The organism is Streptomyces capillispiralis, assembly GCF_007829875.1.
Taxonomy (GTDB): Bacteria; Actinomycetota; Actinomycetes; order Streptomycetales; family Streptomycetaceae; genus Streptomyces; species Streptomyces capillispiralis.
Genome location: NZ_VIWV01000001.1, coordinates 3,536,664 through 3,550,961 on the forward strand (window position 1 = coordinate 3,536,664; position 14,298 = coordinate 3,550,961).

Sequence of the window (14,298 nt, forward strand, 5' to 3'; positions counted from 1 at the left end):
CGCTTCACCACCCGTGAGAGACTGACGGTGTCTATCTGAACCCACGAGGAGAACGGCACCCACTCCTATGGCCTCGGTCACGTCGCTCACCGATCTCGTCAACCAGCAGCTCGCGTCCGCCCTCTCGGCCACCCTGCCGGAGGCGTCCGCGGACCCGCTGCTGCGACGAAGCGACCGGGCCGACTTCCAGGCCAACGGCATCCTCGCGCTGGCCAAGAAGGCGAAGGCGAACCCTCGGGAGCTGGCGGCCGAGGTCGTCGGGCGGATCACCACGGGTGAGCTGATCAAGGACGTCGAGGTCTCCGGGCCGGGCTTCCTCAACCTCACGATCGCCGACGGCGCGATCACCTCGAACCTGGCCTCGCGGTACGCGGACGACACGGGCCGCCTCGGCGTGCCGTCGGCCGAGCACCCCGGCACCACGGTGATCGACTACGCCCAGCCGAACGTGGCGAAGGAGATGCACGTCGGGCACCTGCGGTCCGCCGTGATCGGTGACTCGGTGGTGCAGCTGCTGGAGTTCACCGGGGAGAACGTGGTGCGCCGGCACCACATCGGCGACTGGGGCACCCAGTTCGGCATGCTCATCCAGTACCTGGACGAGCACCCGCACGAGCTGGACCACAAGGCGGGCGAGAACCTCCAGGCGTCCGGCGAGGAGGCGATGTCGAACCTCGACCGCCTCTACAAGACCGCGCGCAAGCTGTTCGACTCCGACGAGGAGTTCAAGACGCGCGCCCGGCGCCGGGTGGTCGACCTCCAGGCGGGCGACCCGGCGACGCTGGCCATGTGGCAGAAGTTCGTGGACGAGTCGAAGATCTACTTCTTCTCCGTCTTCGAGAAGCTGGACATGGAGATCCGCGACGCGGACATCGTCGGCGAGTCCGGTTACAACGACATGCTCGCGGAGACCTGCCGGCTGCTGGAGGAGTCGGGCGTCGCGGTCCGCTCCGAGGGCGCGCTGTGCGTGTTCTTCGACGACGTCAAGGGCCCGGACGGCAACCCGGTCCCGCTGATCGTGCAGAAGTCGGACGGCGGCTACGGCTACGCGGCGACTGACCTCTCCGCGATCCGGGACCGCGTGTTCCGTCTGAAGGCGAACACCCTGCTGTACGTGGTGGACGCCCGGCAGGCGCTGCACTTCAAGATGGTGTTCGAGACCGCGCGCCGGGCCGGCTGGCTCAACGACGACGTGCACGCCGTGCAGTTGGCGTTCGGCACGGTCCTCGGCAAGGACGGCAAGCCGTTCAAGACCCGTGAGGGCGAGACGGTCCGGCTGGTCGACCTCCTCGACGAGGCGATCGACCGCGCGTCGGCCGTCGTGCGGGAGAAGGCGCAGGACCTGTCCGAGGAGGAGATCGCCGAGCGGGGCACCCAGGTGGGCATCGGCGCGGTGAAGTACGCGGACCTGTCGACGTCGGCGAACCGGGACTACAAGTTCGACCTGGACCAGATGGTCTCGCTGAACGGCGACACCTCGGTCTACCTGCAGTACGCCTACGCCCGTATCCGCTCCATCCTGCGCAAGGCCCCCGAGGGGGTCGGCCCGTCGGCGCACCCGGAGCTGGAACTGGCCCCGGCGGAGCGCGCGTTGGGCCTGCACCTGGACGCGTTCGCGGAGACGGTGGCGGAGGCGGCCCGCGAGTACGCCCCGCACAAGCTGGCGGCGTACCTGTACCAGCTGGCGTCCCACTACACGTCGTTCTACGACAAGTGCCCGGTGCTGAAGGCCGAGTCGCCGGAGCAGGTGGAGAACCGCCTGTTCCTGTGCGACATCACGGCCGCCACCCTGCACCGGGGCATGGCGCTGCTGGGCATCCGGACGCCCGAGCGGCTCTGACGCCCGCGGCAGCGGCAGGCACGTACGGGCGCGGCCCGTCCTCTCCCCCGACGGGAGGACGGGCCGCGCCCGTGTGTGCGCCCGGCCGGGCGCTCAGCCCCGGAGCGGCGCTCGGCCCAGGAGCGGCACTCCGTCCGGCACGTCGATCTCGAACCGCTCCTCGACCAGGTGCCGTGCCTCCGTCTCGTCGGTCAGTTCCCGTGCGGTGACCGTTCCGTCGTCGTGGGTCTCGGTGAAACGGTGACCGTCGAGGAGGAGGTGCCGGTCCGGTGCGAGCCTCTGCAGGTAGGGGCGGCGGCTGAACGGGGAGCGGGGGTGGGCGCCGACGTACCAGTTGGCGACCTCGAAGTCCGGTTGCGCGAAGGGGTCCAGGGTGAAGGCGTACTGCGCCTCCCAGCCGGCCGTCGCGTCCGTCCCGGCCGGGCCGTGCGCCTGGAGCACCCACGTCTCCAGCGGCCCGGTGTTCGGCGCGTGCACCAGCCGGTGCCGGCGGCCCCCGGCGTGGAACTCCGCGCCGGTGACCAGCGGCACCGGTTCCAGCAGGGAGCGGGCCGTGCCGTAGCCCACGTCCGCGAGCCGGGGCCGCGGGTCGCCGGGGGCCTCGACGAGCAGCGCCATGTGGGTGCGCGGGCGGCTGTCGAAGCGTTCGGCGCCGACGACGACCCGCGCGGCCAGCCGCGTCACCCGGAGGCCCAGCGCCTCGAGGACGCCCGCGAACAGCGTGTTGTGTTCGTAGCAGTAGCCCCCGCGACGGCTGTGGACCAGCTTGGCGGCGATGTCGTCCGGCCGGAGGGAGGGGACCACGCCCCGCACGGGGTCCAGGTTCTCGAACGGGATGCTGCGGGCGTGGGCGGTGTGCAGGCCCCGCAGCGTCGCCAGGTCGGCCCGCGGCTCACCGTCCCATCCGATCCGCTTCAGATAGGCGTCGAGGTCGAGGATCGTCGTCCGTTCCGTCTGAGACATGCCATCACCGTACGAACGCTCCCTCGCGCCCCGCCCGCCCCCGCAGCCGGAACCACCGTCGTCCTTTGGGCCTAGGCCCGCAGGCCCGCGGCCAGCCTCCGCAGCCCCTCCGCGATCTCGTCCGGTGTCTGGGTGACGAAGCACAGCCGCAGCGTGGCCCGGTCCGGTTCACCGGCGTGGAAGGGGGCGCCGGGGACGTACGCCACGTCGTGCCGGACCACCTCGGGGAGCAGGGCCGTGGTGTCGTACCCGGCCGGCAGGCGTGCCCACAGGAACATGCCGCCCTCGGGGCGGGTCCAGACGGATCCGGCCGGGAGCGCGTCGGGCAGGCCCGCGAGCATCGCGTCCCGGCGTGCGCCGTAGGCCCCGGCGACGCGGGCGACGTGCGCGTCCAGGTCGCGGTCGGCCAGGTAGCGGGCGGCGGCGAGCTGGGTGAGGGTCGGGGTGTGCAGGTCGGCGGCCTGCTTGGCGACGACGCAGGCGCGGCGCAGTTCCCCGGGCGCCCGCAGCCAGCCGAGGCGCAGTCCGGGTGCCATGACCTTGGAGAAGCTGCCGAGGAGCACGGTCCGGTCCTCGGCGCCGGGCTGGGCGGCGATCCACGGCACCCGCTCGCCCTCGAAGCGCAGCTCCCCGTACGGGTCGTCCTCGACGATCCACAGCCCGCACCGGGCGGCGACCTCGGCCACGGCGGCGCGGCGGGCGGCGGGCAGGGTGCGGCCGGTGGGGTTCTGGAAGGTGGGGACGGTGTAGAGCAGCTTGGGGCGCTCGCGCAGCACGAGGTCCTCCAGCGCCCGCGGGTCGAGACCGTCCTCGTCACCGGGGACGGCCACCACCCGGGCCCCGGCCAGCCCGAAGGCCTGGAGCGCGGCCAGGTAGCAGGGGCTTTCGACCAGCACCGTGTCACCGGGTTCGAGCAGGGCGGTGGCCAGCAGGGACAGCGCCTGCTGGGAGCCGGTGGTGACCAGGAGGTCGTCCGGTGCGGTGGCCAGTCCGCGCGCCGTGGTGCGGGCGGCGAGCGCGGCCCGCAGGGCGGGTTCGCCCTCGGTGGTGGAGTACTGCAACGCCTGCGCGGGCGTCTCGGCGAGGACGGCCCGGAACGCGGCGGCGATGCCGTCGGCGTCGAACAGCTCCGGGGCCGGCAGCCCGCCCGCGAAGTTGATCACCTCGGGGCGGGCGGTGACGGCGAGGATGTCCCGCACGGGCGAGCCCTCGGCCGACCGGGCCCGCGCGGCGAGCGGTGGCGGGGAGGCCGGGGCGGACGCGGGGGCGGGGACGGGGACGGGCTCGGTCACGGTCATGCCCGCAGCCTAGAGAAGTACATGCCGCCTACAAGCACCTTTCCGTGATGCGGACACCGCCGGACCTGGCCGCCGGTGTCCGCATCACGGCACCGGTCCTAGCCCAACTCGGTCGTGCCCTCCGGCACCCACTCCTCGCCGCCCAGCGGGAACTCGTAGGCCGCGCGCCCGTTGTTGCCGCTGATGCGGAAGGGGCGCCCCTTGTCGTCCACGGTGAGGGTGCCGCTGCGGGAGCCGCTGGACCACTTCAGCTCCAGGTACCACTTCACCTCGTACGCCGAGGCGTCGGCGGAGATGTGGAAGACCTCCGGGTCGGACTGGCTCACCTTGAACGGGAAGTTCCGGTGCCCGGACTCCGGCACCACGACCGGCCGCGCGGCGTCCAGGGCGACCGTGAAGGAGCGGGTCGGCACGTCACCGCCGCAGCCGACGCCGGGATAGCCCATGGCGAAGTCGTTCCAGGCGAGCGGCGACCGCTTGCCCGCCACCCGCACGGTGAGTTCGTCGACCACCACCGTCTCCGCGCCGGTGCCCTGCACGGTGAGCCGCACGTACTGCTCCCCCGACGGCACGGCCCCGAACGCGGCGACCCACGCCGGCGCGTCCTGCTCCATCGGCGGCGGGGACACCTCGCTCGACGGCCGGTCGATCAGGTACCGCTGCGAGCACGGGTCCTGCCAGGCGTACGGATCGGTGCGCACGGTGAGCGGCACACCGCTCCCCCCGGGCGGGGCACCCGCCGAGGACGCCCCGGAGGTGGGGGCGGCGCCCGGGCCCTTGCCCTTGCCCCCGGACGACGCGGAAGGGGAGGCGGACGCGGACACGGACGCCGACGCGGACGCGGACGGCGTGGCGGAGGGCGACGGCGACGAGGTGACCTCCTTGCCGTCGACGCTCGTGGCACCGGCGGACCCCCGCCGCCCACCCCCGTCCGCCCCGCCGTCCGACAGGCTCACGGCGAGCGCGGCCCCACCGAGCACGGCGGCCACGGCGATCCCCGCGAGGACGGCGGTACGGGTACGCGTACGGGTGCGGGGGCGCGGACGGGGCGCACCGTTCGGCCCGTCGATCTCCGCGACACCGGCCGGGCCGGCCCCGTCTCCGGCGCCCTCTCCGTCCCTGCCCCCGCCCCCGTCCCCGTCTCCGTCCCCGTCCGCATGGACCTCGGCCGCACGGCCCTCCACCGGCTCGCCCCCGGGCTTCTCGCCCCCGGACGTCTCACCCCCGGCCGGCGCGACGGAACCGTCGGGCACCACCGCCTCCACCGTCCCGCCGGACACCACCGCCCCGGCGGAACCGGAGGCCCCCGCGGGCCTGCGTCCCCGAGCGGCGTCCGCGAGCACCCACCGCCGGTGCAGCTCGACCAGCTCCTCGGGGCGCGCCCTGCACAGCCGGGCCAGCCGTTCCACCGGCGCGTAATCCGTCGGCACCGCGTCCCCGTTGCAGTACCGGTGCAGGGTCGACGTACTCATGTGGAGCCGCTTGGCGAGCACCCCGTAGCTGAGCCCGGACCGCTCCTTCAACTCCCCCAGCAGCGCGGCGAACCGCGCCGCGGCCGTGTCTCCCGACACTGTTCCTGCCACCCCCCGCGTTCCATTCCACCGTTCCAGGGAACGGTCGTTTCCCCAGGTCACAGTGGTGTGAGCGTTCCAGCGTCCCGGATCCTCCGCGCAGGGTGGCGGCCGGGACGGATCACACCACAAGCTCTGGTCATCCAAGCACGCCGCTCCCGGCACCCGGTCGAGCGGTCACGCCGAAACCCTGCTCCACGGTATGGAATTCGCCATGCGCACCTCCCGCATCCGTCTGTTCGCCGCCACCGGCACCGCCCTCGCCGCCCTCGCCCTCACCGCGTGCCAGGACGGCACCGGCACCCAGGACGAGGGCGCCCCCGAGCCGGCCGCGACGGCGGCCACGGACACGTCCGCCGGCACCCCGAAGGACGACACCGCCTCGAACGAGCACACCCGGACCGGCGGGGACGACACCACCGGCACCACCGGCGGCAACGGGGGCACGGGCACCGGGGGCAAGGGGAGCAGTGGCGGCACCGGCAAGGGCGGTGCCACCACGGACGGCACCGCCACCGGCTCGGGCTCCGCCGACGGCGCCGACACCCGCGTCGCCTGCAACGGCTCCAACACCACCGTCACCGCGCGGCCGGTGCCCCGCCCCCTCAACCACATGCTGATCACCGTCAAGAACACCGGTTCACAGCCCTGCGACCTCACCTACTACCCGGTGCTCCGCTTCGACGAGATGCAGTGGGTGCCGCAGCCGGTCGAGGCGTCCAAGCCGCAGTCGGTGGTCGGCATCGACCCGGGCGAGTCCGCCTACGCGGGCGTGCTGCTGGCGTCCGCCGACGGCAGCGGCGACGGCGGCACCACGGGCCACAAGCTGACCGTCGGCTTCCAGGGCCGCACCCCGAACAGCGACGGCGGCCCCGCCGCGATCCCGGCCCTGCCGGCCAAGGGCGTGTACTACGACAGCACGCTGGCGGTGACGTACTGGCAGCAGTCGATGGACGACGCCCTCACCTACTGAACGGCACTCAGTTTCTGGGCCACTTCGGTGGCCCAGTAGGTGAGGATGTTGCGCGCGCCGGCCCGCTTGATGCCGGTCAGCGCCTCGAGGATCGCCCGGTCGCGGTCGATCCAGCCCTTCTCGGCGGCGGCCTCGATCATCGAGTACTCACCGGAGATCTGGTACGCCGCCACCGGCACGTCCGCCACGTCCGCGACCCGGGCCAGAATGTCCAGATACGGACCCGCCGGCTTCACCATCACCATGTCGGCGCCCTCCTCCAGGTCGAGCGCCAGCTCCCGCATCGCGTCGCGGGCGTTCGCCGGGTCCTGCTGGTAGGTCCTGCGGTCGCCCCGCAGCGAGGAGGCGACGGCCTCCCGGAAGGGCCCGTAGAAGGCGGAGGCGTACTTGACGGTGTAGGCGAGGATCGCGACGTCCTCCCGGCCGATCTGGTCGAGGGCGTCGCGGACGACGCCGATCTGCCCGTCCATCATCCCGCTGGGGCCGACGACGTGGGCGCCCGCGTCGGCCTGCACCTGGGCCATCTCGGCGTACCGTTCGAGCGTGGCGTCGTTGTCGACCCGGCCCTGCTCGTCCAGCACCCCGCAGTGCCCGTGGTCGGTCGTCTCGTCGAGGCACAGGTCGGACATGACGAGCAGGTCGTCCCCGACCTCGGCCCGCACGTCGCGCAGGGCGACCTGGAGGATCCCGTCCGGGTCGGTCCCCGGCGTCCCCAGGGCGTCCTTCTTCGACTCCTCGGGCACGCCGAACAGCATGATCCCGGAGACCCCGGCGGCCACGGCCTCCGCGGCCGCCTTCTTCAGGGAGTCGCGCGTGTGCTGCACGACGCCGGGCATCGACCCGATCGGCACCGGTTCGCTGACGCCCTCGCGCACGAAGGCCGGGAGGATGAAGTCGGCGGGGTGCAGCCTGGTCTCGGCGACCATGCGCCGCATGGCGGGGGTGGTCCGCAGACGCCGCGGCCGCGTGCCGGGGAAGGATCCGTACGTCGTCATACCACCTACGCTACGCCCGCCCCACCCGTGCCTTTGCCGACGCCGAGTCGGTGTTCCGGGCCCGCGTGCGCGCTCCCGGCCGCGGGGTCATGCTGGTCCAAAAGGGACCCCCGACGCCTGACCAGCGGTCCGCCGCCGCCGTCCCTCCGTAAGCGCGCCACGGAGGAAGCGATGACCACCACGCACCACATCCCCGATCTCTTCGCCCTCTCCGAAGTCCGCGGCCCGGTGCTGCGCCCCGGCGAGGAGGGCTACGCCGAGGCCGTCACCGGGTTCAACCTGGCCGCCCTGCGCACCCCGGACGTGGTCGTGGTCGCGTCCGGTGCCGACGACGTGGTGACCGCGGTGCGCTGGGCGTCGGCCACCGGCACCCCGGTCGCCGTCCAGGCCACCGGCCACGGCGCCAACTTCCCCGTCGAGCGGGGCCTGCTGATCAGCACCGCCCGGATGACCGACGTACGGGTCGACCCGGAGGAGCGCACGGCGACGATCGCCGCGGGCGCGAAGTGGCGGGACGTGCTGGCCGCCTCCGCACCGCACGGACTCGTGCCGCTCACCGGCACCTCCACGGACGCGGGCGCGGTCGGCTACACGGTGGGTGGCGGGCTGCCGGTGCTCGGCCGGACCTACGGCTACGCCTGCGACCTGGTCCGCTCCTTCCAGGTCGTCACCCCGGAGGGACTGCTCCGCGAGACGGACGCCACCCACGAACCGGAACTGTTCTGGGCGCTGCGCGGCGGCAAGGGCAACGTGGGCGTGGTGACCTCCCTGGTCACCGGACTGGTGCCGCTGCGCACGGTGCTCGGCGGCGGGCTGTACTACCCCGCCGAGCACGCCGAGGCCGTCCTGACCGCCTGGGCGGACTGGACGCGGACGGTTCCGGAGGAGATGTGCAGCGCGTTCTCGATGCTGCGGCTGCCGCCGATCCCTCAGCTCCCGGAACCGATCCGCGGTGGCTTCTGGGCCCGTGTCGCGGTCACGTGGACCGGTGACCCGGCCGAGGGCGAGAAGCTGCTGGAGCCGGTCCGGTCGGCCGCGCCGGTGGCGGTCGACTGGGTGCGGGAGATGCCGTACACGGAGGTGGACAGCATCTTCATGGAGCCGCAGGACCCGCTGCCCGCCCGGGAGTCGTGCTCCCTGCTGCGCGAGCTGACGCCGGACGCGATCCGCGCCTTCCTGGGCCAGGTGGGCCCCGCCGTCCCCGACTGTCCGCTGCTGGCCGCCCAGCTCCGTCACATGGGCGGCGCGCTGTCCCGTCCCGCGCGGACGGAGGACGCGGTCTGCGCCCGCGACGCGGCCCACTTCCTGGAGGCCGTCGCCGTCCTGGGCGCCCCGCCGGACGCCGAGCTCGTCGAACGCGCCACGGCCTCGCTGCACACGGCGATGGCCCCGTACGCCACGGGCCGCACCATGGTCAACATCCACGGCACCCCGGGCGACGCGGCCGACCGCGCCCGTGCCTGGACCCCGGAGGTCCACGACCGTCTGCGCCGCGCCAAGCGGACCTACGACCCGTCCGACCTCCTGCGCTTCGGCCACACCGTGTGATGACCGGTGCCGGTGCGGCGTGCTTGACTGCCAGTCCGCGTCCGCGGCACGAAGACGAGGGGGGTACGGGGCAGTGCGACCGAACAACGACGGGGCGTCCGGTGCGGACGGCGACTGGGCCCACGAGCACCGGTATCGAACGCTCGTCGCCACGCCCGCCGTCCGTGCCGCGCTCCACCGGAACGCCGCGCGGGCCCGTCTGCCCCTGAGCGCCGAGGAGTTCCTGTCCCGTGCCGCCTCGGTGACACCGCTCGTGGGCCGGCCGATGCTCGACGGGGCCGCGCGGGGCCGCCGGCTGGGACTGGCGCTGCGCCTGCGCACGGGCCGCACCCGGGAGGCGGAGCCGGCGGCGCCGGTGGGCCGGGTCATCGCCGCCGTGCTGTGCTCCCTGGCGCTGCGCGCCCAGGTGATCCGCGCCGTGGCCCAGCACGAGGACGGCTGCACGCTGACCGCGGACATCCCCTCCGACGCCAGGGCCTTCGGCGGTGTGCTGGAGGTGACCGTCACCGGCGGCCCCGCCGGTCCGACGTCCGTGCGCGCGAAGGCGGAGATCCCCGGGCAGCTCGTCGACTGGGGCAGGAGCAGGCAGACCCTCGACACCCTGGTCGCCGACCTCCACGCCCCGGACCTCGTCTAGCCCCGGCCCGTCCCTCCGCCCCTTCCCCCGAGAGGAATGACATGCGGCTCCGCTGTGCCGTGCTCGACGACTTCCAGGACGTCGCCACCACGATCGCCGACTGGAGTCCCGTCCTGGACCGGGTGGAGGTCACCTCCTTCACCGAGCACTTCGCCACCGAGGACGAACTGGCGTCGGCGCTCGCGGACTTCGACATCGCGGTGACGCTGCGCGAACGCGTCCCCTTCCCCGCCTCCCTCCTCGACCGGCTCCCCCGGCTGAAGCTGCTGATCGCGTCCGGCCTGCGCAACTCGGTCATCGACTACGCGGCGGCCGAACGGAGCGGCGTCACGGTCTGCGGCACGCAGAGCTCCGGCGTCCCGCCGGTGGAGCTGACCTGGGCGCTGCTGCTGGGGCTGGCCCGGGACATCGTCGCGGAGAGCGACGCCCTGCGTTCGGGCGGACCTTGGCAGTCGACGGTCGGCGCGGACCTGCACGGCAGCCGTCTCGGTCTGATCGGCCTGGGCAGGATCGGCAGCCGGGTGGCGGCGGTGGGGCGGGCCTTCGGCATGGAGGTCACGGCCTGGAGCCCGCACCTTACCAGGGAGCGCACGGACGAGGTGGGCGTCGAACTGGCCGCCTCCAAGGAGGAGTTGCTGCGCACCAGCGACTTCGTTTCGCTCCACATGGTGCTGGCGGAGAGCACACGGGGCCTGCTGGGCGCCGCCGACCTCGCCCTGCTGAAACCGACCGCGTACCTGGTCAACACCTCCCGCGCGGCACTGGTCGACCAGGACGCGCTGCTCGCCGCACTGCACGGGGGCCGGATCGCGGGCGCCGGCGTCGACGTCTTCGACACCGAGCCGCTCCCCGCGGACCACCCCCTGCGCACCGCGCCCCGCCTGCTGGCCACCCCGCACCTCGGCTACGTCACCCGGGCCAACTACCGCACGTACTACACCCAGGCGGTCGAGGACATCGAGGCCTACCTGGCGGGCACCCCGATCCGCCGCCTCGGCTGAACACCACCGGAGCAAGCGACGCACCCGGACGCCCGCCCCACAGCCGGGTCAGGCCCAGCAGTTCGCACCCCGGACACAGCGGCGCACCCCGCGCACACCCCGGCACACGCCGCCCCGCCGCACGCCTCACACCCCGCCGTCCCCCCCGAGCACCCGCCGCACGAACTCACGTAGCTGCGCCCGCAGTTCCTCCCGTCCCGTTCCCTGCGTACCCGCGACGTACTCGACCAGGTCGGCCCGTACGGCGGCCAGCAGGGCGTGGGCGGTGAAGCCGCCGTCGTCCGGGCCGGGGAGGTCCGCCAGCGCGGAGCGCAGCAGGGCGTGCCACCGCTCGTAGTGCTCCGCCCGGTAGGGGCTGTCACCGCCCGTGCCCTCCAGCGCCAGCGCGAGGTGACGGTGGTCGAACTTGAAGCACAGGACGGCGTCGAGCAGCGCGGGCACCCGCTCCAGCGGCGGCGTGCCGGGTCCCAGCGGCGGCGGGCCCTCGGCCACCGCGCGCTCCAGTGGTTCGAGCCGCGCCGCGTACAGCGCGCGGATCAGTGCCGTGCGGTCGCCGAACGCGCGGAACAGCGTCCCCTTGCCGACGCCGGCCGCCGCCGCGACATCGGCCATGGTGACGTCGTCGGGGCTCGCGCAACGGGCGAAGAGGTCGTCCGCGGCGGCGAGCAGTGCCGCCCGGTTGCGCGCCGCGTCCTTGCGCGGCTTCCGCCCCGCCGCGCCGCCGTCCGCTTCGGTCTCCACAGCCACCCTCCACCACCCCGCATTGCAAACCGGACCGCCGGTCCGTATCGTCGTGCCCACCGAAGCGGACCACCGGTCCGCATCCTACGGGACGGAGACCCGCCCATGCCCGAGCACACCCCCACCCCGCTCCCCACCTCACCGGAAGCGGTCTACCGCCACGGCCTGCGCCTGCTGCTGGACAAGGACATCCCCGCCTGGGTCGGCCTGTGGGCCGAGGACGGCGTCATGGAGTTCCCCTTCGCCCCCGAAGGATGGCCCCGGCGGCTGGAGGGCAGGGAGGCGGTCGCCGCGTACATGCGCGACTACCCCGACCACATCGACCTCCAGGACATCCCCGACCTGCGCGTCCACCGCACCACCGACCCCGACACCCTCGTCGTCGAGATGCGCGCCGTGGGCCGCGTCGTGGACACCGACCGCCCCTACGACATGACCTACATCGCCGTCGTGACCTTCCAGGACGGCCTCATCACCGGCTACCGCGACTACTGGAACCCCCTCGTCGTGCGGGAACCCGGCGTCGACTTCACCGGGGCGACCCGATGACCGCCGCCGGCACCGTCCTCGTCACCGGCGCCACCGGCACCACCGGCAGCCGCACCGTCGCGCGCCTGGTCGCCGCCGGCCACCGCGTGCGTGCGGCCGGCCGCCGGGGCGCCGCGCTCCCGGGCGCGCAGCCGGCCCGTTTCGACTGGTACGACCCCACCACCCACGACGACGCCCTCACCGGCACCGACCGCGTCCACCTCGTCCCGCCCATCGGCGACCCGGACCCGGCGGCGGTCATGCTGCCGTTTCTCGAACGCGCCCGGGCGCTGGGCGTACGCCGTGCGGTCCTCCTCAGCTCCTCGGCCGTCCCCGAGGGCGGCCCGGCGGTGGGCCTGGTGCACCAGGCCCTGCCGTCCCTCTTCGACGAGTGGGCGGTCCTGCGCCCCTCCTGGTTCATGCAGAACTTCACCGGGACGCACCTCCACGCCACCACGATCCGCGAGACCGGCACCTTCGCGACCGCCACCGGCGACGGCCGCGTCGCCTACGTCGACGCCGACGACATCGCCGCGGTCGCCCTGCACGCCCTGACCGACACCGACGCCCCGAACACCGACCTCGTCCTGACCGGCCCCGACGCCCTCACCCACGACGACGTCGCCACGATCCTCACCGAGACCACCGGCCGCCCCGTCACCCACCACCGCCTGACCGTGGCGGAGGTCCGCCACCGCCTCACCGAGTCGGCGGGCATCCCGCCGCAGTTCGCCGCGCTGCTGGCCGACATGGACCGCGCCATCGCGGACGGCGCCGAGGACCGCACCACCGACACCGTCCACCGCCTCACGGGCCGCCCGGCGAACGACTTCCGCACGGCCGTGACCCGCGAGACGAGCCGGGGCCTCTAGAGGAGGCCGGTCGCTTCGTCGGCCAGGCGGGCGAGGCTTACGCGGCAGGTGAGGCCGGTGGGGCCGGGGCGGGGGTCGGGCCGGTCGGGCGCGTCCGAAGCGGCCGCCGCCTCGTGCGCCCCGGCACGGACCGCACCGACCGGTAGCCCGTGCCACCCGGCTCCGGTTCGGGGCCCGCCGGCGGGGACCGTACCAGCCGGCTCGCGAACACCGCCGAGACGGGAATGGGAGCGATGCGGCCCTTGACGACGACCCCCGGGTGCCGACGAAAGGGGCCGGGAGACGCATGGCGCCGGCCGCGGTCAAGTCCCGCCGGGTCACAAGTCTGTCCCACCGCACCGGTGGCCGCGAACAGGTGCGCAACGGTGCGGGAACCGTCTCCCGGCCGGGCCGGCGGCGTGTCCCGGCGCGATGCGGCGCACCGTGCTCGGACCCTTGCCTCCCTTGCCGGACGGCGTCAGGGGGCACCGGAGGGCCCGTGCGGTGCGGACGGGGCACGCCCGGTGGCGATGTACGCCGAGCCCGTCTCCGCCTGTAACAGGGCTGTAGCAGCGGGCGGTTGGGCGAAACGAAGGACCGGGCCGGGCGCTCTTGGTACCCGGAAGCGCTCGCTCGTACCGACGGGCCGGCACCCCGACCGATACCGAGGAAGACACCATGCGCGTCAACAAAATGACCATCGCAGCCCTGGCCGTTGTGGCGGGCCTCTCGCTCACCGCCTGCCAGAACGACGACGCCGCCACGGACCAGAGCAACTCGTCCGCCGCGTCCGACCCGTCTGCCCCGAACGAGGGTTCGGGTTCGAACGGCTCGGGCCAGGGTGCCGCGAAGACCTCCGCCGGGAAGAACTCGGACAAGGAGCAGCAGGGCACGGTCGCCGGAACCGGCTCCGCCAAGAACAGCAAGGTCGGCAAGTGCCGCACCGACGAGCTGGAGGTCACGGCGACGGACAACACCATCGACGGCGACCCGGGCGGCACCGTCGCGGTGACGTTCACGAACGGCGGCGGCCGGGACTGCTCGATCTCGGGTTACGCGGGTGTCGACCTGAAGACCAGCGCGGGGTCGCTGTCCGCGACGCGCACCGGCGAGCAGGCGACCTCAACGGTCCTCAAGGACGGCGAGTCGGCGGCCTTCGGCATCACGTACCCGATCAACGACTCGGGCGGCTCCGGCGTCCGCATCACGGGCCTGCTGGTGACCCCGCCGAACGAGACGAAGTCGGTCTCCCTCGACTGGCCGGGCGCCGCCACGCTGCCCGTCACGGACGGCTCCGGCACCCCGGTGAAGGTCGGCCCGATCGGCAGCGCCGGCCAGGGCGGCTGACCCGC

Annotated in this window: 13 protein-coding genes; 8 read left to right on the forward strand and 5 right to left on the reverse strand. The window is 73.8% G+C overall.

Going from position 1 to position 14,298, the window contains the following annotated elements; all coding sequences use genetic code 11:
- The first annotated feature begins 67 nt into the window (after nucleotides 1-67).
- Nucleotides 68-1,840: an arginine--tRNA ligase gene (argS, locus tag FHX78_RS14915; protein ID WP_145867950.1), complete on the forward strand. Its 1,773-nt coding sequence runs from the start codon at nucleotides 68-70 to the stop codon at nucleotides 1,838-1,840.
- Nucleotides 1,841-1,933: 93 nt separating this feature from the next.
- Here argS and FHX78_RS14920 read toward each other — a convergent pair whose 3' ends face one another.
- From FHX78_RS14920 to FHX78_RS14930, 3 genes are all read right to left on the reverse strand, one after another.
- Entirely contained in the window at nucleotides 1,934-2,803 is an 870-nt protein-coding gene (locus FHX78_RS14920) for an arylamine N-acetyltransferase family protein (protein ID WP_145867951.1), read from the reverse strand.
- A gap of 71 nt (nucleotides 2,804-2,874) precedes the next feature.
- On the reverse strand, nucleotides 2,875-4,101 hold the full coding sequence (locus tag FHX78_RS14925; protein WP_145867952.1) for an aminotransferase-like domain-containing protein: 1,227 nt from the start codon (nucleotides 4,099-4,101) through the stop codon (nucleotides 2,875-2,877).
- Nucleotides 4,102-4,199: 98 nt separating this feature from the next.
- Nucleotides 4,200-5,672 carry a helix-turn-helix domain-containing protein gene (locus tag FHX78_RS14930; protein ID WP_167531974.1) on the reverse strand — a complete coding sequence of 491 codons (1,473 nt, stop codon included), beginning with the start codon at nucleotides 5,670-5,672 and terminating at the stop codon, nucleotides 4,200-4,202.
- A gap of 214 nt (nucleotides 5,673-5,886) precedes the next feature.
- Here FHX78_RS14930 and FHX78_RS14935 point away from each other — a divergent pair, with 214 nt between their 5' ends.
- Entirely contained in the window at nucleotides 5,887-6,645 is a 759-nt protein-coding gene (locus tag FHX78_RS14935) for a DUF4232 domain-containing protein (RefSeq protein WP_145867954.1), read from the forward strand.
- Here the strand turns inward: FHX78_RS14935 and hemB are convergent.
- Nucleotides 6,639-7,640: a porphobilinogen synthase gene (gene hemB, locus FHX78_RS14940; protein WP_145867955.1), complete on the reverse strand. Its 1,002-nt coding sequence runs from the start codon at nucleotides 7,638-7,640 to the stop codon at nucleotides 6,639-6,641. The two genes, FHX78_RS14935 and hemB, sit on opposite strands and share 7 nt — an antisense overlap.
- Before the next feature lie 171 nt (nucleotides 7,641-7,811).
- Between hemB and FHX78_RS14945 the strand changes: the two genes are divergently transcribed.
- From FHX78_RS14945 to FHX78_RS14955, 3 genes are all read left to right on the forward strand, one after another.
- Nucleotides 7,812-9,188 carry an FAD-binding oxidoreductase gene (locus tag FHX78_RS14945; protein WP_145867956.1) on the forward strand — a complete coding sequence of 459 codons (1,377 nt, stop codon included), beginning with the start codon at nucleotides 7,812-7,814 and terminating at the stop codon, nucleotides 9,186-9,188.
- Nucleotides 9,189-9,261: 73 nt separating this feature from the next.
- Nucleotides 9,262-9,825 (forward strand): hypothetical protein, encoded by a 564-nt coding sequence (locus tag FHX78_RS14950; protein WP_145867957.1) that lies wholly within the window; start codon nucleotides 9,262-9,264, stop codon nucleotides 9,823-9,825.
- Nucleotides 9,826-9,866: 41 nt separating this feature from the next.
- Nucleotides 9,867-10,826, forward strand: a complete 960-nt coding sequence (locus tag FHX78_RS14955; RefSeq protein WP_145867958.1) for a D-2-hydroxyacid dehydrogenase family protein — start codon at nucleotides 9,867-9,869, stop codon at nucleotides 10,824-10,826.
- Nucleotides 10,827-10,952: 126 nt separating this feature from the next.
- On the opposite strand, the gene FHX78_RS14960 is transcribed toward FHX78_RS14955, so the two are convergent.
- The gene (locus FHX78_RS14960) at nucleotides 10,953-11,567 is read right to left on the reverse strand and encodes a TetR family transcriptional regulator (RefSeq protein ID WP_145867959.1); all 615 of its coding nucleotides are present in this window, start codon (nucleotides 11,565-11,567) and stop codon (nucleotides 10,953-10,955) included.
- A gap of 105 nt (nucleotides 11,568-11,672) precedes the next feature.
- Here FHX78_RS14960 and FHX78_RS14965 point away from each other — a divergent pair, with 105 nt between their 5' ends.
- From FHX78_RS14965 to FHX78_RS14975, 3 genes are all read left to right on the forward strand, one after another.
- A complete protein-coding gene (locus tag FHX78_RS14965) occupies nucleotides 11,673-12,116 on the forward strand; it encodes a nuclear transport factor 2 family protein (RefSeq protein WP_145867960.1) in 444 nt (147 codons plus the stop codon).
- Nucleotides 12,113-12,967 carry an NmrA family NAD(P)-binding protein gene (locus FHX78_RS14970; RefSeq protein ID WP_145867961.1) on the forward strand — a complete coding sequence of 285 codons (855 nt, stop codon included), beginning with the start codon at nucleotides 12,113-12,115 and terminating at the stop codon, nucleotides 12,965-12,967. Before FHX78_RS14965 ends, FHX78_RS14970 begins: the two co-directional genes overlap by 4 nt.
- Before the next feature lie 657 nt (nucleotides 12,968-13,624).
- Nucleotides 13,625-14,293: a DUF4232 domain-containing protein gene (locus tag FHX78_RS14975; RefSeq protein WP_145867962.1), complete on the forward strand. Its 669-nt coding sequence runs from the start codon at nucleotides 13,625-13,627 to the stop codon at nucleotides 14,291-14,293.
- Nucleotides 14,294-14,298: the final 5 nt, after the last annotated feature.